The organism is Streptomyces sp. NPDC029526 (assembly GCF_040637405.1).
GTDB lineage: Bacteria > Actinomycetota > Actinomycetes > Streptomycetales > Streptomycetaceae > Streptomyces.
In genome coordinates this window covers 22,708-38,361 of the sequence record NZ_JBEZWE010000027.1, presented here as the reverse complement: position 1 = coordinate 38,361, position 15,654 = coordinate 22,708, and the positions used below count along the sequence as shown (strand labels likewise).

Annotated in this window: 11 protein-coding genes; 5 read left to right on the top strand and 6 right to left on the bottom strand. The window is 74.1% G+C overall.

Annotation, left to right across the window (positions count from 1 at the left end; genetic code table 11):
- The first annotated feature begins 186 nt into the window (after positions 1-186).
- From AB0F01_RS29975 to AB0F01_RS29965, 3 genes are all read left to right on the top strand, one after another.
- Positions 187-429: a DUF397 domain-containing protein gene (locus AB0F01_RS29975; RefSeq protein ID WP_362102195.1), complete on the top strand. Its 243-nt coding sequence runs from the start codon at positions 187-189 to the stop codon at positions 427-429.
- Between the two features lie 175 nt (positions 430-604).
- The gene (locus AB0F01_RS29970; RefSeq protein WP_362102192.1) at positions 605-1,504 is read left to right on the top strand and encodes a universal stress protein; all 900 of its coding nucleotides are present in this window, start codon (positions 605-607) and stop codon (positions 1,502-1,504) included.
- 127 nt (positions 1,505-1,631) lie between these two features.
- A complete protein-coding gene (locus AB0F01_RS29965) occupies positions 1,632-2,129 on the top strand; it encodes a hypothetical protein (RefSeq protein ID WP_362102190.1) in 498 nt (165 codons plus the stop codon).
- A gap of 192 nt (positions 2,130-2,321) precedes the next feature.
- On the opposite strand, the gene AB0F01_RS29960 is transcribed toward AB0F01_RS29965, so the two are convergent.
- Positions 2,322-3,458 carry an aminoglycoside phosphotransferase family protein gene (locus AB0F01_RS29960; protein ID WP_362102187.1) on the bottom strand — a complete coding sequence of 379 codons (1,137 nt, stop codon included), beginning with the start codon at positions 3,456-3,458 and terminating at the stop codon, positions 2,322-2,324.
- A gap of 232 nt (positions 3,459-3,690) precedes the next feature.
- On the opposite strand from AB0F01_RS29960, the gene AB0F01_RS29955 reads away from it, so the two are divergent.
- Positions 3,691-5,181 carry a hypothetical protein gene (locus AB0F01_RS29955; RefSeq protein WP_362102185.1) on the top strand — a complete coding sequence of 497 codons (1,491 nt, stop codon included), beginning with the start codon at positions 3,691-3,693 and terminating at the stop codon, positions 5,179-5,181.
- A gap of 48 nt (positions 5,182-5,229) precedes the next feature.
- On the opposite strand, the gene AB0F01_RS29950 is transcribed toward AB0F01_RS29955, so the two are convergent.
- The 3 genes from AB0F01_RS29950 to AB0F01_RS29940 form a co-directional block, all read right to left on the bottom strand.
- Positions 5,230-6,645: a SpoIIE family protein phosphatase gene (locus AB0F01_RS29950; RefSeq protein ID WP_362102183.1), complete on the bottom strand. Its 1,416-nt coding sequence runs from the start codon at positions 6,643-6,645 to the stop codon at positions 5,230-5,232.
- A 306-nt stretch (positions 6,646-6,951) separates the two neighbouring features.
- Positions 6,952-8,046, bottom strand: coding sequence for a chemotaxis protein (locus tag AB0F01_RS29945; RefSeq protein ID WP_362102180.1), 1,095 nt, complete (start codon positions 8,044-8,046; stop codon positions 6,952-6,954).
- 79 nt (positions 8,047-8,125) lie between these two features.
- Positions 8,126-9,715 (bottom strand): alpha/beta hydrolase, encoded by a 1,590-nt coding sequence (locus AB0F01_RS29940; RefSeq protein WP_362102177.1) that lies wholly within the window; start codon positions 9,713-9,715, stop codon positions 8,126-8,128.
- Positions 9,716-10,000: 285 nt separating this feature from the next.
- Here AB0F01_RS29940 and AB0F01_RS29935 point away from each other — a divergent pair, with 285 nt between their 5' ends.
- On the top strand, positions 10,001-10,438 hold the full coding sequence (locus AB0F01_RS29935) for a chaplin (RefSeq protein WP_362102174.1): 438 nt from the start codon (positions 10,001-10,003) through the stop codon (positions 10,436-10,438).
- A gap of 83 nt (positions 10,439-10,521) precedes the next feature.
- Here the strand turns inward: AB0F01_RS29935 and AB0F01_RS29930 are convergent, their stop codons facing one another.
- Both AB0F01_RS29930 and AB0F01_RS29925 read right to left on the bottom strand, forming a co-directional pair.
- Positions 10,522-11,259 carry a class I SAM-dependent methyltransferase gene (locus tag AB0F01_RS29930; RefSeq protein WP_362102171.1) on the bottom strand — a complete coding sequence of 246 codons (738 nt, stop codon included), beginning with the start codon at positions 11,257-11,259 and terminating at the stop codon, positions 10,522-10,524.
- Positions 11,256-15,587 carry an aminotransferase class I/II-fold pyridoxal phosphate-dependent enzyme gene (locus AB0F01_RS29925; RefSeq protein ID WP_362102203.1) on the bottom strand — a complete coding sequence of 1,444 codons (4,332 nt, stop codon included), beginning with the start codon at positions 15,585-15,587 and terminating at the stop codon, positions 11,256-11,258. Before AB0F01_RS29925 ends, AB0F01_RS29930 begins: the two co-directional genes overlap by 4 nt.
- Positions 15,588-15,654: the final 67 nt, after the last annotated feature.

The window sequence follows — 15,654 nt, the reverse complement described above, 5'->3', positions numbered from 1 at the left end:
CGCCCGTCCCCGCCCTCGTCCGCGCCGGCCGGCCGGTTGCCCGCCGGCCGGCCGGCGGGCAACGGGGACCGTGGCCCACGCCGGTCCGGCGCGAAGTCCGGAAAAGGTACTCCTCACGTGGCCTGTCGAGGGCCGGGACCGGTCGCTAGGCTGGCCGCGGACGACGAAGCCGGGAGGAGCACGGACGTGGCCGAGAGCACCACCCAACAACGCCCGCTGACGGGCTGGGACAAGCCGGAACTGGACCTCAGCAACGCACAGTGGCAGTCCAGCAGCCGCGGCCTGGGCGATGTCCAGATCGCCTTCGTGGAGGGCTTCATCGCGATGCGCAACAGCGGCCGCCCGGAGAGCCCCTCCCTGATCTTCACCCCGGCGGAGTGGGGCGCGTTCGTGTCGGGGGCCCGCGAGGGGGAGTTCGACCTGACGTGAGTCGTCCCGTGCGGGCGGGCTCACGGGATCCGGTGCGCGGCGCGCGAGGTGCCCGTCCGCCGACGGGTGTTCACGCCGATTTTCCGGACACGCGGGAGGAAACACCGTACCCGGGCCGGGTCTGAGCCAGGCTGGCCCGGCGGACCGAACGTCGTACCCCGGAGGCGAGTCATCCATGAGCATCCAGCCGGTCGTGGCGGCGGTCGACGGCTCGCAGGACAGCCTGCGCGCCCTGGACTGGGCCCTCGACGCCGCGTACCGGCGCGGAGTCCCGCTGCGGGTGGTGCACGTGCGCCAGTACGCCCCCTGGCCGCAGGCCGAGGCGCTGGCCGCGGCGCCGCCCGATCCGGACGACGACGCCGTGCTGGAGCAGGTGCGCGACCACCTGAAGGGCCGCACCGTCCTGCCGGAGGTCGAGTACACCGCCCTCGACGGCGCCCCCGGCGCGGTCCTGCCGGAACTGGGGGTCACCGCGGGGCTGCTGGTGCTCGGCTCCCGGGGGCGCGGCGGCTTCGCCAGTCTGCTCCTCGGCTCCAACTCGCTGGCCGCGGCCCGCGATGCCGAGTGCCCGGTCGTCGTCGTGCCCCGCCCCCGTGAGAGCGAGGACGACGCCCCGCCCGCACCCGGACCCCGGGTGGTGACCGGGCTCAACGTGGACAGCCCCGACGAGGCCACCCTCGCCTTCGCCCTCGGCGAGGCGGCCCTGCGTGGCGCACGGCTGTCCGTGGTCACGGCCTACCCGTGGCCGCTGCAGACCTGGATGCTGCCCGGGGAGATGCCCCCGCCGGGCATCGACCAGGACGCCGTCGAACACGAGAACCGCGTCCTCGCCCGGGGCTTCCTCGCCGCCCACCGCGAACGCCACCCCGAGGTCGCCGTCGACGTCCTCACCCTGCCCGGCGACGCGGCGGGCCACCTGGTGGACGCCTCACGGGGTGCCGACCTGGTCGTCGTGGGACGCCACCGGCGGCGGCTGCTGGCACCGGCCCGCATGATGGGCTCCGTCACCCAGGCGGTCCTGCTGCACGCCGCGAGCCCCGTCGCGGTCGTCCCGCCGGCTCCCGCCGAGGAGTAGACCCGCTCCGGCAGCAGGACGGGGGCTGCGCCGGGGCCCGCGCGCCGACGCTCGCACGTCCGTGCGACGCGTGGACGGGGCGGCGGCCCACGACGTGCACCGCGGCCCGGCCACGTACCATGGCGGCATGTCGTTCCTCCGCCGCCGCAGCGCCACGCCCGCCGGGCCCGACTTCGACGTACTGGCCATGGACCCGGGCGACTGGCCCGGCAACCTGGGCGCCGGCCTGCTGCCCGCCCCCGACGGCAGCTGCCAGGGCGTCTTCCTGCGGTACGACCTGTTCGGCGGCCGAGGCCCCGCGATGATCATCGGCAACCTTCCGGAGGGCTCCCCGGCGCGCGACGTCCCCGAGGACGAGATCCCCTTCGAGGTCGGGCAGCTGCTGCTCGCGCTCGAGAACGACGAGGACATCACCGTCGTCGGCACCGAGGACGTGCCGGTGATGCAGGGCGACAACCTGCTGATCGTGCGCCGTGTCAAGCTCTCCGAGAGCCGCATCTCGTGCGTGCAGTTCGACCGGAGCGACAAGGTCCTGGTCACCATCGCGGCCTGGGACCGTCCCATCACCGACGACCTGTACGCCCTCCTCAAGCCCCTGCCCGCGGAGCTGTTCCAGCAGGGCTGAGCCTCCGCCCCCGCCCGCTCCCCGCCGCACGCCTCCCGCCCGGTCCCTGCCGCACGAGCCCGACGCGCCGCCGGAACACGAACGGTCCGCGGCGCGTCCGTGTTCCGGACGTACCGCGGACCTCGTGGGACCTCGTCCTACCGCGAAGCCGTGTCACCGCGCACCGGGGCGCCGCGCGGACCGTCACCCCGCTCAGCGGGTGCCGACCGCCGCGCGCACGGCCCGGCGGGCCAGCTGGCAGTCGTCGTGCAGCCGCCGCAGCAGCAGCCGCTGCTCCTCGCCGGTGGTCGCCGCACCCGGCTGGGCCGCTCCGGGCGCGCTCGGGGCCGGGTCGTGCATCGACCGCTGCACGGCCGTCTCGTACGTCCGGATCTCCCGGGTCAGCACGAGCATCAGGTTCACCAGGAACGCGTCGCGGGAGGCCGGTCCGGCCGCCTGCGCGATCTGGCTGATCTGCCGCCGGGCCACCGGGGCGTCCCCGAGGACCGCCCACAGCGTCGCCAGGTCGTAGCCCGGCAGGTACCACCCCGCGTGCTCCCAGTCGACCAGCACCGGGCCCGCCGGGGACATCAGGATGTTGGACAGCAGCGCGTCCCCGTGGCAGAACTGGCCCATGCCCTGCCGCCCGGCCGCGTGCGCGATGCCGTGCAGCAGCTTCTGCAGGTCGCCCAGGTCCCGGTCGGTGAGCAGGCCCAGTTCGTGGTAGCGGGCGATACGGGCCGCGTAGTCCAGCGGGGCGTCGAACGTGCCCGCCGGCGGGCGCCAGGCGTTGAGCCGGCAGACCGCGCCGAGGGCCGCCCTGATGTCCGCCCGCGGCGGTGCCTCGACCGGGTGCCGCTGGAGCGCCGCCGCCCGGCCCGGCATCCGCTCGATCACCAGTGTGCAGTTGTCCGGGTCCGCCGCGATCAGCCGGGGCACCCGCACGGGCGGGCGGTGCCGGACGAACGAGCGGTAGGCCGCTATTTCGTGGCGGATCCGCTCCGACCAGGCGGGGGAGTGGTCCAGTAAGCACTTGGCGACCGCCGTGCTCCTGCCGGTCGTCCCGACCAGCAGGACGGACCGTCCGGTCCGCCGCAGCACCTGCACCGGCGCGAACTCGGGGCAGATGCGCTGCACCGAGGCGATCGCCGTGCGCAACTGGGAGCCCTGGGGCCCGGACAGGTCGAGCCGGCCGCTGAGCGGCTGTGTGCCGGGCCCCGCGGCGCGGCGTGCCCTGGGTGCGCCCAGGGCCGGGGCCGCCGGGCGCGCGGGGGCGAGGTAGGGGCCGCCGTCCGCCGGACGCGGACGGAGCCGGGGCGGGGCGGACACGGAAGACGATGCTGCGTACATGGGCGAAACAGATCCCTTCGTGTGCCTGCGACGACAGCGCACCACCCGGCCCGGAGCCCGGCACACCCTGGGGAGTGTCCCCGCGGCCGCCGGGTCGTGGTGGCGCATTCCTACTCGACACCCGATGTCCCCTGGCACACCATCTGGCGCACCCTGGCGAACCCTGGCGAATAGTCGCCCGGCAACTTTCCCGGGGCTACTGTCAACTCAGCCGAGAACCTGGGGGCTTGACGTGAGCGGACAACCCAACACCCGTCTCTCGGACCTGTTCGGCCTGGCCGGCTGGTCCAAGGGCGAACTCGCGAGGCTGGTCAACCGGCAGGCGGCGGCCATGGGCCATCCGCAGCTGGCGACCGACACCTCCCGGGTGCGGCGGTGGATCGACATGGGAGAGATCCCGCGCGATCCCGTACCGCGGGTGCTGGCGGCGCTGTTCACCGAGCGTCTCGGCCGTGTCGTGACCATCGAGGACCTCGGTCTGGTCCGGCACGGGCGTGCGGGGAAACGGTCGCGCGGCGGGAGTGCGGAACATCCCGACGACGTGCCGTGGGCGCCCGAGCGGACGGCTGCGGTCCTCACCGAATTCACGGGAATGGACCTCATGCTCAACCGACGCGGCTTGGTGGGCGCGGGCGCCGCGCTCGCCGCGGGATCCGCACTCAGCAGCGCCATGCACGACTGGCTGCACTCCGACCCTGCCCTGGTGGCCGACGCTCCCGGCTCCCCCCGTCCCCTGCACGCCGACCCCGCCGGGTTCGACCGGTACGAGGCCGCCCCCATCGGGTCGCAGGAGATCGAGGAACTGGAGCGCTCCGTGGAGGTGTTCCGGGCCTGGGACGCCGCGCGCGGCGGCGGTCTCCAGCGCAAGGCGGTGGTGGGCCAGCTCAACGAGGTGGGCGGCATGCTCTCCTACCACCACCCACCCCATCTCCAGCGGCGCCTGTGGGGCGTCGCGGCCAACCTCGCCGTGCTGGCGGGCTGGATGTCGCACGACGTCGGCCTGGAACCCACGGCGCAGAAGTACTTCGTCATCGCCGCCCACGCCGCGAGGGAGGGCGGCGACCGGCCGCGGGCCGGCGAGGCGTTGTCCCGGGCGGCCCGTCAGATGGTGCACCTGGGACGGCCGGACGACGCCATGGACCTGATGAAGCTGGCCCAGTCCGGCTCCGGCGAGGAGGTGCTGCCGCGCACCCGCGCGATGTTCCACACCGTCGAGGCGTGGGCCCAGGCGTCCATGGGCAAGGGGCAGGCGATGCGCCGCACCCTGGGCCGGGCCGAGGACCTGTTCGTCTCCGACAAGGGGGACGTGCCGCCGCCGAGCTGGATGCAGCTGTTCAACGAGGCGGACCTGTACGGCATGCAGGCCCTGGCGTACCGCACGCTCGCGGAGTTCGAGCCGCAGGCGGCCACGCACGCCCAGCACTACGCGGACAAGGCGCTGGCGCTGCGGGTGGACGCCCAGCAGCGGTCGAAGATCTTCGACTTCCTCTCCATGGCCTCGGCCTGCTTCATCGCCGACGACCCCGAACAGGCGGACCGGTTCGCCCGGCTCGCCCTGGTGTCGATGGGACAGAACTCCTCCCACCGCACCTGGGACCGGCTGCGCGAGATGTACCGGCTCACCGCCGCGTACTCGGGGTACCCGCGGATCGAGGAACTGCGGGAGGAGATCGAACGGGCGCTGCCCAAGCCGCGGGGGAAGGGCGGCGGGACCACGGTGTGACCCGGAGGCCCCGCGGGCCGGCGGTGCGCGTGCGTCCGGGACCCTGCCCTACGCGGTGACCCTGGCGACCAGCAGACAGCCGTCGTCCTCGCGCCGTTCCTCCCCGAGCTCGTGGGCCACCGCACGGACGCAGTCCTGCGCGGTGGTGGTCCGGGTGAGGCGCGGGGCCAGGGCCAGGAGCCGGTGGGTGCCCGCGGCTGCCGACGGGCCGGGCAGCAGGCCCCCGGTGGGCAGCAGCAGCAGGTCCCCGGTCTCCAGCGTCGTGGACGCCTCCCCGAAGCGGGGGTCGGCGGCGGCGCCGAGGAGCACGCCGTCCGGAGTGTCGAGGGTCCGCCCCGTCCCGTCGCGGAACAGCAGCGGGGCGGGGTGTCCGGCCTGCGCCCACACCAGGGAGCGGGAGCCGGGCCGGTAGCGCAGGCAGAGGGCGCTGCCGAGGACCGGGTGGACGGCGGCGTCCACCAACCGGTTCAGACAGGCCATCAGCGGTCCGGGCGCGGTGCCCGCCGTGCCGAGGGCCCGCACGGCGCCGAGCAGCATCGCCAGCGCGGAGGGCACCGCGATGCCCTGGCCGGTCAGATCGCCGACGGCGAGCTGCACGGTGCCGTCGTGCAGGTGTTGGGCGTCGTACCAGTCGCCGCCGCTCCCGGGTGCCCCCGAGGCGGGCAGAGAGAGCGCGGCGACCTCCAGGGCGCCGGGCCCGGCCGGCGGTAACCGCAGGGAGCCGCGCCACACCGGCCGTACGGCGTCCCGCAGTTCGCCGGCGAGCCGGTCGCCGGGCGGGTCGGCGGCGGGCTGCGCGGCGCGCAGCGACGCCCGGCTCTCGCTCACCGCCCGGCGGTGGCGCCGCAGTTCGCTGACGTCGCGCAGCACGGCCCACATCGAGGAGGTGCCGCCGTCGGCGCCGAGCACCGGTTCACCCATCATGTGCACGGTCCGCACGGCACCGTCCGGGTGCACGACACGGAACTCGCCGTCGATGGGCCGGGCGTCGATCAGGCAGTCCGTGACCATCCCGGTCAGCGTGGGCCGGTCCTCGTCGTGCACCAGCGAGGGCAGTTCGTCGAGGGTGAGGGGGGCGGTACCCGGGTCGCGGCCCAGGATGCGGAACAGCTCCTCCGACCAGGTAGCCTCGTCGGTGAGCAGGTTCCACTCGGCGCTGCCGACGCGGCTCAGCAGGGACGTGCGCCCGGACGGGGAGGACCCGGCGGACGCCGGACCGCCGGTGCCCGGCGGGCCGTCCCGCAGCTGTGCCAGGTACCGTCCGACGTCGTCGAGTTGATGCACCGTCAGGTCGTACAGGGCGCGCTGCCAGCGGACCTCGGGGCCGGTTCCGTCCGCCGGTGTGCCCCGGCGCGCGGCGTCCACGTCGCCCTTGAGGCGGCGGGCCCGGGTCAGGAACGTGTCGACGGGGCCGGGTCCCGGCGGCCGGGCCGCGGGGCGGTCCTCGGAGAGGTGGGACGGCATGACGCACTCCGATGCGGGACGGTACGGCCAGAGGCGGTGGGACCGCTACGACTGTCGCACAGCGCGCGACGGCCCGTAAGGGATTCGGCAACACACGATACGGCGGTGCCTCCGGCATATGTCACGGTCTTCGCGGAGTTACTCCGGGGTACCTTCGCCGGCCCGACCCGAGGGCCCAATCCACCTGTCGTGCAAGGGTAGTTGACGCTGCGTCCCCTCCCGCACCATGCGTCATTCAGGTGTTCGGGATGCGCACACCTGTGCACGGTCGGGGCAGGCCGGGGGGAGGGCCCCCGGCCGGCCGGCTCAGAAGCGCAGGACCCCGGCCATGCCCACCTCGTCGCCGAGGGTGCCGTCCGGGACGAAGTGGACCTCGGCGCCCGTCTCCAGGCTCTGCTCGACGATCTCGTCCACGATGTCCTCGCGGGCGTCCAGGTCGCCGTCCTCGGCCGGCACCAGGTGCTCGCCGTCGTCGCGCACCGTCAGCCGCAGGTTCTCCTCCACGGCCAGCAGCCCGACCCGGCCCTCCCGCGCGCTGCGCCACAGTTCGTCGGCGCCCGCGGCGTACGCCTTGCGGCCGCGCGCCGCCTCGAGGGCCTCCAGTACCTCCTCGGTCCGCCGGCGGGCCTGTTCCTCCAGCACCGGCCGCAGGGCCTGCCACACGGCGTCGGGCGTGCTGTCCGCCAGTCCGCCGTGCGGGACGTGCACCGCGTCCCGGGTGACGGTCCCCGCGTCGTGCAGCAGCGAGAGCGCCGCCTGCTCCCCGGTGACGTAGAGCGGGCGCGGCCGGTCGCGCAGCACCTCGGCCACGGCCGCGTCGGCCGCGCGCAGGAACCGGCGGGTGTCCTCGTCCCGGAAGTTGCTCGGCTGGTCGCCCACCCGCTCCTGCCGCTCCGGGTCGAAGTTCGGTTCGGAGCGGACGAGGGGGAAGCCGCCGGCGGTCTCCTCGACGACCCGGTCCACCCCGCCGCTCCACAGGGTGGCGCGGTCGGCCGACACGGAGAGCACCCAGAACGGCTGTTCGGCCGTGTGGGCGGAGACCAGGTTGCGGGTCAGGAAGGTGTCCGACAGCACCACGCGCTCGGGCACGGAGCGGGCGAGCGTCCACACCTGGTGCTCTCCCGGGGCGGCGAAGATGACCAGGCCGTCCTCGGTGTGGCTCAGATCGACCTCGGACAGGGCCCGGTCGAGTTCCTGGAACACCTGGGCCCGGCGGTCCCGGCTGACCGACGGGTCGGCCTCCAGCTGCTTCTTGGCCTCGGCGACCATGTTGCGCAGCCGGACCTGGTCCTGCGTGTTGAGGGGATCGCGCCGGTGGGTCGGCGTCAGCACGGACACCGCGGGGTAGGGGCGCGGACGGCGAAGCTCGGCAAGGGTCGTGGGACTCAGATCGTGCTCCATGACAGCACCATAGAACCGATTCCCGAGTACGGCATCGGGGGGAAAGTCCGGACACGTCCGCGAGGACGGCGGGTCCCGCTCAGCCGGCGGTGTCCTGCTCGGAGCCGCACGAACTCCCGTCGCGGGGCAGGGAACCGTAGCGCAGGAAGTCGTCGACCTTGCGCTGCACGCACGTCGACGAGCCGTACCCGGTGTGCCCCTCCGCCCGGTTGTCGAGCACCACCGCCGACGGACCCAGCCGCTCGGCCGTCTCCACCGTCCAGCGGTACGGCGTCGCCGGGTCGCCCCGCGTGCCCACCAGCAGCATCTTCGGCGTGTCCAGGTCCTTGACGTGCTCGCGGATGTAGTCGGTGCCCTTCGGGCGGCCGTAGCACATCAGCACCTGCGCGAGCCGGTACGGACCGAACACCGGCGAGGCCTTCTCGTAGCGGGCGCGCAGCCCGGGCAGGGCCCGGGTGATCTCGTCGGCGGACGGGCGGTCGGGGTCGTCCGCGCAGTTCACCGCCATCAGCGCCGCCGGGAGGTTGTCCAGCGGTATCTCCTCCTCGTCGGCGAGCGGCTCGTGCCCGCGCACCGGCAGCGGAGCGGTCACCCCGCCCGTCGCGAACGCCTCCACGCCGCGGGTGTCCCCGTCCTCCATCAGCTGGGCCAGGGCCCGTTGCAGCAGGGGCCACAACTCCCTGCTGTACAGGCCCTGGCCCATCGCCCCGGCGAGGTCCTGACCGGTGAACTCGAAGCCGAAGTCCGTGGCCACCGGGTTGTCGTCCAGGGACTCCACCAGGTCCACCACCTGTCGGCGCGCCGTGCGCGGATCCTGCCCGAACGGGCAGGCGATGTCCTCGGTGCACCAGGTGAGGAAGGACGCCAGCGCCTGCTGCTGCCCCGCCGCGGCGGCCAGCCCCTGCTCGGCCAGCGGCTCGGTCAGCGTGTCGACGCCGTCCAGCACGAACCGGCCGACCTTGTCGGAGAACCGCGCCGCGTACACCGCGCCCAGCCGGGTGCCGTAGGAGAAGCCCAGGTAGTTCAGCTTCTCGTCGCCGAGGACCGCCCGCATGACGTCCAGGTCGCGGGCGACGTCCACCGTGCCGATGTGGGGGAGGACCGGGCCGGAGTGCTCGGCGCACTCGGCGGCCACCTCGCGCAGCTGGGTCATGGCCCTGCGCGGGTTCAGGTCCTCGCCGTCCGTGGCCTCCAGCGCCTGCCCCGTGGCCTCCGCGCCGCAGCTGACCGGCGCGGAGCGGCCGACCCCGCGCGGGTCGAAGGAGACCACGTCGTAGTCGTCGGTGAGGTTCATGAACTCCTTGCCGCCGTGGGCCAGCCCCAGGACGCCGGAACCGCCCGGGCCGCCGAAGTTGACCACCACGGAACCGCGCGGGTCGCCGGTGCCCCGGTAGCGGGCCAGGGCCAGCTCCAGCGTGCCCTTGCCGGGTGCGGCGTAGTCGACGGGCACGGTGATCTTTCCGCACTGCAGGTCCTCGGGCATCTCCATGCCGTCGCACTTCGACCAGGTGATCCGCTGGTCGTAGAACCGGCTCAGATTCGGCTCGTCCCGCCCGGTCGTCTCCGCGGTGACCGCGGCCGGCAGCCCGAGGCCCAGCAGGGCCAGCCCGACCGCGCCGGTCACCGCGCAACTGCGGACCGGCGGTCGCGTGGACAGCTTGCTCAGCATGGATGCCTCCAGCAGCGCTGCGCGGCGGACCGGGAACCGGTGCCCCCGCTCACCCTAGGCGGACCCCGCCGGACCCGCCTGTCGGCCGGACGGGGACGGGCCCGGCACCGCGGGCGGTCCGCGGGACCGGTGCGCGTTCGACGCCTTTGCCCGGGGTTCGAGCCGCGGGCCACCCGAGGGGGTGAACGCGGGACGACGTCCGGACGAGCCGCATCCGTCGGCAGGTCCCCGCGTTGAGCCGGGTGCGGGCGAGCGCCCGCGACGACGTCCGGAAGGCAGGAAACGATGGGACGGATCACTCGAAGCGGCATGATCGTCCTCGCCGCCGCGTCCGGCGCGCTGGCCGTGGCCGGGCCGGCGCACGCCGACGCCGGGGCGGAGGGGAGCGCGACCGGGTCGGCGGGCCTGGTCTCCGGCAACACCGTCGAGCTGCCGGTGGACCTGCCGGTCAACGCCTGCGGGAACACGGCGGATGTCGTGGGACTGCTGAATCCGGCCCTGGGCAACACCTGCGCCGAGGAGGACACGGAGGACCCGGCGCCCCCGCCGTCCGCGGTGCCCCCGCACCCCCTCCCCGCCCCCGTCCCGGCTCCGCACACCGAGCGGACCGAGCTGGCCGAGACCGGTTCCGAGGGCACCGCCGCGCTGGCGGGAGCCGGTGCGGCCCTGTTCCTCGGCGGGGCCGCCCTCTACCGCCGCTCCCGCCCCCGGCCGCAGCGCTGACCCGCCCCCGGCCCCAGCGCTGACGACACCGCACGGCCGGGCCCCACGGCCCCCACGGCCCCCACGAGCCCACGGGCCCCCGGTCAGGCCGTGCCCCGGGACACCCCGGTGAGCAGCACCATCCCGGAGTCCCCGTAGTCCGGCAGGGTGGTGTCGCTGTCGATGCGGGTGACCACGAGCTCGCCGGCGAGCGGCGCGAAGACGCGCTCCACCGTGTCCGGGTCGACCGGGCAGCCCGGCCAGCGGGAGGCCGGGCCGATGCGGTACGTCGGCATGTTCTCCATGAACGCCGCCACCAGGTGGCCGCCCGGACGCACCGTACGGACGAAGGCGTGGCAGAAGGCGGCGAACTCCGCGAGGTCCTCGGTGGCGCCCTCGGCGACGAAGTGCATCGAGGCGAGGCCGTACCTGCCCGGCGGCAGGTCGCGCACGTCCCCGTGCACGACGTGCACCGGCGCGAGCGCTCCCGCGAGGGTGGGGGGCACGTCCGGTTCGAGCCGCCGGCACAGCGCGTGGAACTCCTGCCAGCTCGCGTCCGGGCGGTGCTGGAGCTGCTGCTCCAGGTAGGCCACGTTGCTCGCCCCTGCCTCCACGGCGTCGATCCGCCGGCTCACCGCCGACGCGAGGATCAGCGGATACAGGTTCGGGCCCGCCCCGAACTCCACCGACCGGTCCACCGAGCCGCGTGGCAGCCGCCGGTAGTAGGCGCTGTGGTGCGCGATCACCGCGGCGTCCGACGGATGCACGTCGCGGTAGTTCTCGGCCAGGTAGTCGGCGACCGGCCAGCGGTCCCAGTCCACGTCGTCGTTGTGGGTGGTCATGACGTCCGGTCCCTCGCCTTCGCCCGCAGCGGGAAGCGCGCCACCAGCCGGGTCAGCGTCCCGGCCAGCCGGTCCATGTCCTCGTCGGAGTTGAGAGCCGTGATCTGCACCCGGAAGCCGACCCGGTCCCGCGGCACCAGGGGGTAGGCCGCCAGCGTCACGTAGATGCCCTCGTCCCACAGGAACGAGCCGACCGCGTCGAGGTCGTCCGGGTCGGCCAGCGGGATCTCCACGATGGGCAGCCGGTCGGTGTTCAGGGTGTCCACCCCGAGGCCGTCCAGGTGGTCGAGCAGCCGCACCGTCCTGCGGTACAGGTCGGCCCGCAAGGCGTCGCCGCGCCGGTCGTTGACGTCGAGGCCGGCCATCGCGGTGGCCAGGGACGCCGTCGGGGAAGGCCCCGAGTACAGGTAGGGCGCCGCCGCCGTCTTCAGCCGGTTCTTCAGGTCCGTCGGCAGCGCGAGGAACGCCAGCAGCGACGAGTACGCCTTGGAGAACCCGCCGGTGAGCACGACCGAGTCGTAGCTCTCCCCGGTGTGGCGCACGATGCTGTTGCCGCGCAGGCCGTACGGGCACGGCTCGTCGGGTCCGCGTTCGCCGATCACCCCGAACCCGTGGGCGTCGTCCACGTACAGGGTGGCGCCCGCGGCCCGGCAGATCGCCGCCAGGTTCGGCAGGTCCGGGATGTTGCCGCTCATGCTGTTGACGCCGTCCAGGCAGACCAACCGGGGGGTGCCCGCCGGCACCGAGTCCAGCAGGGTGTTGAGCTCGCCCGGCCGTTCGGCGTGGAAGCGGTGCAGGGTGGCGCCCTGGGCGCGTGCCACGACGCAGCCGTCGTACAGGGTGCGGTGCGCGGTCGCCTCCACGAAGACGTGCCCCTGGTCGGCCAGCACGGGGATGACCGAGGAGTGCATCAGGGTGAGCGTCGGCAGCAGCAGGGTGTCGGGGGCGCCCAGCAGCGCGGCCAGGCGCTCCTCGATGTCCGGGTACAGCCGCGGACTGCCCAGCAGCCGTGACCAGCTCGGGTGCGTGCCCCAGGCGCGCACGGCGGGCTCGACGGCCGCCATGATCTCCTCGTCCCAGTCGAAGCCGAGGTAGTTGCAGGACGCGAAGTCGATCAGCCAGTGGTCGCCGCTGCGGATGTGGCGTCCGCGCACCTCGTCCAGGACCGCGTCGCTCATCGGGCTGGTGCGCCTGAGCCGGTCCAGTTCCGAGCGGTGCGCCCGCTGGCGCACCCGGGCGGCCCGCGCGGCCTGGTCCGCGCCGTCCGCACGACGGCCCGCGCGTCCGGCCGGGCGGGGGCCGGGCGCGAAGTGCCGACGGCCGGGCCGGCGCAGCACGTGGGCGCTCTCCTCCACCGTCATGGGCCGCGCGTACAGGTAGCCCTGGCCGAAGCGGCACCCCATGCCGGCCAGCAGGTCGCGCTGGTCCGACTGCTCGATGCCCTCGGCGATCACCTGCAGTCCGAGGGTGTCGGCGATCCGCACGATGCCCTCGACGAGCGCCACCTGCTGGGTGTCCTGGGTGATGTCGTCGATGAAGGTCTTGTCGATCTTCAGTACGTCGATGGGGAAGTCGCGCAGGTAGCGCAGCGAGGAGAAGCCGGTGCCGAAGTCGTCGACCGCGATGTGCACCCCGAGGTCCTTGAGCGAGTCCAGCACCGACCGGATCCGGTCGTCGTGGCGCAGCAGCACCGTCTCCGTCAGCTCCAGCTGGAGGGACCCGGGCACCAGGCCCGGCGTGCGCAGGGCCTCGCCGACCTGCTCCACGAACCCGGCGTCCCGGAACTGGCGTGCCGAGACGTTCACGCTGACGTAGGGCGGCCGGTCCGCGCCGTGGGTGCGCTGCAGGCCGGCGATGTCGTTGACCGCGTTCTCCAGCACCCAGGAGCCGAGCGGGGCGATGTGCCCGGTCTCCTCGGCGAGCCCGATGAACTGCTCGGGCGGTACGGACGCGCGGGGCGCCTGCGGCCAGCGCACCAGGGCCTCGAAGCCGACGACCTCACCGGCCGTGATGTCGACGACGGGCTGGTAGCGCAGCGTGAACTCCTTGCCGGCCACGGCCCGCGCCAGCTGCGTCTGCAGGTCGTGCCGTTCGGTCATGCGGTCCTGCAGCAGCGGCCGGAAGCGCCGCCACTGCCGCTTGCCGGCGGCCTTCGCGGCGTACAGGGCCAGGTCGGCGTGGCGCAGGAGTTCCTGGGCGTCCGAGCTGTCGCAGGCCGTGGCGAGCCCGACGCTGGCGGAGACGGTGACCGCCTCGTCGGCGAGCTCGAAGGGCCGGCCGACGGTCTGGATGATCTGCGCGGCGAGCACCTCGGCGTCCCTCGGCTCGCGGGCGTCCTCCATCAGCACCGCGAACTCGTCCCCGCCGAGCCGGGCGGCGGTGTCGGTGCGTCGCAGGGCCCGGGAGAGGCGGTTGCCGACGGCGACCAGCAGGCCGTCGCCCGCCGCGTGCCCGAGGGTGTCGTTGACGAGCTTGAAGTCGTCCAGGTCGATGAAGAGCAGGCACACCAGGGACGATTCCCGGCGGCCCCGCAGCAGGGCGCGTTCGATCCGTTCCAGCAGCAGGGTGCGGTTGGGCAGCCCGGTCAGCGCGTCGTGGAAGGCGCGCTGGGTCAGTTCGTGCTCCAGCCGCCGCTGCTCGGTCACGTCCCGCAGGGTGACCACCAGTCCGGCCACGGTCCGCTCGCCACGGAAGTCGCTGCACCGCACCTCCACCTCGACCCGGCCGTCGCGGCGCCGCACCCACCAGTGGTCGTGACCCGCACGGGTCTGCCGTTCCCGCACGGCCGCCAGTTCCCGCACGGCGCGCTGCCGGTCCGCGGGGTCGAGCAGTCCGGGCAGGGACTGGCCGGTGAGGTCGGAGGTGCCGAACACGGACGCGGCGGAGGGGCTCGCGTAGCGGATGGTGTCGTCGTCCTCCACGATCAGGATGACGTCCGAGGCGTTGCGCACGAGGGTGCGGAAGTAGGCCTCGTTCTCCCGCCGGATGATCTCCTTGCGCAGCACCAGCCGTTCCATCGCCAGCCCGACGTGGGACGCCAGGATCTCCAGCGGCCCCCACGCCTCCGCCAGGGCCCGCTCGGGGCCCGCCACGAGCAGCACCCCGGGGACGCGCTCGGCCGGGCGGTCCGGCTGCGTCATCGGGCACACCAGGACGGCGGACATGCCCTGCAGGGCGGTGGCCAGTTCCGGGCCGAGGTCGTCGGGGGTGACGAGCCGGGTGCCCTCGGGGGCGAGTTCGGCGACCCGGTCCGCGGGCAGCAGCAGGGTCCGGTGGCCGACGCCCGGGCCGAGGACGCGGTCCACGGCCGTCTGGCAGGAGAACACCACTTCGCTCGGGCGCACCGCCGCCACCAGGCTGGCCCCGGTGCCGTGCAGGGCCAGCTCGCGGGAGACGGCACGGCGGTGGGCGACGACCATGCTGCCCAGCCGCAGGATGACCAGCAGGAACAGTCCCGCGGAGAACGCGGCGATCACGGTGGCGTCGTGCGCCGAGCGGGTCACCCCCTCGTAGAGCAGGATCGCCGGGGCGATGAGCGTGGCCACCGCGAGGACGACCAGCCGGTGCGGCGGCGGCAACAGCGACGGGGAACGGCGCTGGGGAAGCGCGGTGGTCAGCCGGACCATGGAGGGGTGCAGCGCGGCCAGCCCCCAGGCCGCGTAGAAGACGATCCACCCCGCGTCCAGCAGGGTGCCCACCTGCCACATCGCCCTGAGCTGGAGGATGCCGTAGCCGATGTCGAAGACGAGCAGGGCGAGGGTGCCGATCACCAGCAGCCGGATGGACCGGTCCGCACTGTTGAGCGGGGCCGGGCTCAGCAGCCGCGCCAGCAGGGCCAGCACCAGGATGTCGCCCAGCGGGTAGGCGATGCTGATCGCCCGCTGCTGCCAGCTCAGCCCCTGCACCTCGGTGAGCGGCTGCACCAGGAACACCCACACCGGCAGGGCGAGGCCCGCGGTGACGATCAGCGCGTCCAGCAGGCTCGGCAGGTCGCGGTCCGGGAAGCGGTACCGGATGAGGCCGGACAGTCCGACGGCGAAGAGCGGGTAGGTAGTGAGGTAGAGCGCGTCGGCGGGGGACGGGAAGGGGTTGGAGGCGCCGAAGAACTCCTCCATCACGTTGTAGTAGGTGTCGCCCGCGACGAAGGTGAACAGTCCTCCGGCGAGCACCCACCACGGCCAGGCGTGCGCGGGCCGGTTGACCCGGATGCCGACCGCGACGGCGGCGACGCCCGACAGGCCGATGGCCGCCCACAGCGGCGCGCAGGTCGCGGGGACCGCCAGGTACACGACGGTCGCCACGACGATCCACGCTGTGTAGCCCGCCATCAGGCGGGTCGCCGGAAGCGAGCGCATACGCCGTCCCCCGTCGGGGAGACCAGGGACGCGGCACCTG

What these genes read in the sequence shown, in the direction of transcription:
- AB0F01_RS29970 (WP_362102192.1), top strand. Translation starts at nt 605, where the DNA reads ATGAGCATCCAGCCGGTCGTGGCGGCGGTCGACGGCTCGCAGGACAGC.
- AB0F01_RS29965 (WP_362102190.1), top strand. Translation starts at nt 1,632, where the DNA reads ATGTCGTTCCTCCGCCGCCGCAGCGCCACGCCCGCCGGGCCCGACTTC.
- AB0F01_RS29960 (WP_362102187.1), bottom strand. Translation starts at nt 3,458, where the DNA reads ATGTACGCAGCATCGTCTTCCGTGTCCGCCCCGCCCCGGCTCCGTCCG.
- AB0F01_RS29950 (WP_362102183.1), bottom strand. Translation starts at nt 6,645, where the DNA reads ATGCCGTCCCACCTCTCCGAGGACCGCCCCGCGGCCCGGCCGCCGGGA.
- AB0F01_RS29945 (WP_362102180.1), bottom strand. Translation starts at nt 8,046, where the DNA reads ATGGAGCACGATCTGAGTCCCACGACCCTTGCCGAGCTTCGCCGTCCG.
- AB0F01_RS29940 (WP_362102177.1), bottom strand. Translation starts at nt 9,715, where the DNA reads ATGCTGAGCAAGCTGTCCACGCGACCGCCGGTCCGCAGTTGCGCGGTG.
- AB0F01_RS29935 (WP_362102174.1), top strand. Translation starts at nt 10,001, where the DNA reads ATGGGACGGATCACTCGAAGCGGCATGATCGTCCTCGCCGCCGCGTCC.
- AB0F01_RS29930 (WP_362102171.1), bottom strand. Translation starts at nt 11,259, where the DNA reads ATGACCACCCACAACGACGACGTGGACTGGGACCGCTGGCCGGTCGCC.
- AB0F01_RS29925 (WP_362102203.1), bottom strand. Translation starts at nt 15,587, where the DNA reads ATGGCGGGCTACACAGCGTGGATCGTCGTGGCGACCGTCGTGTACCTG.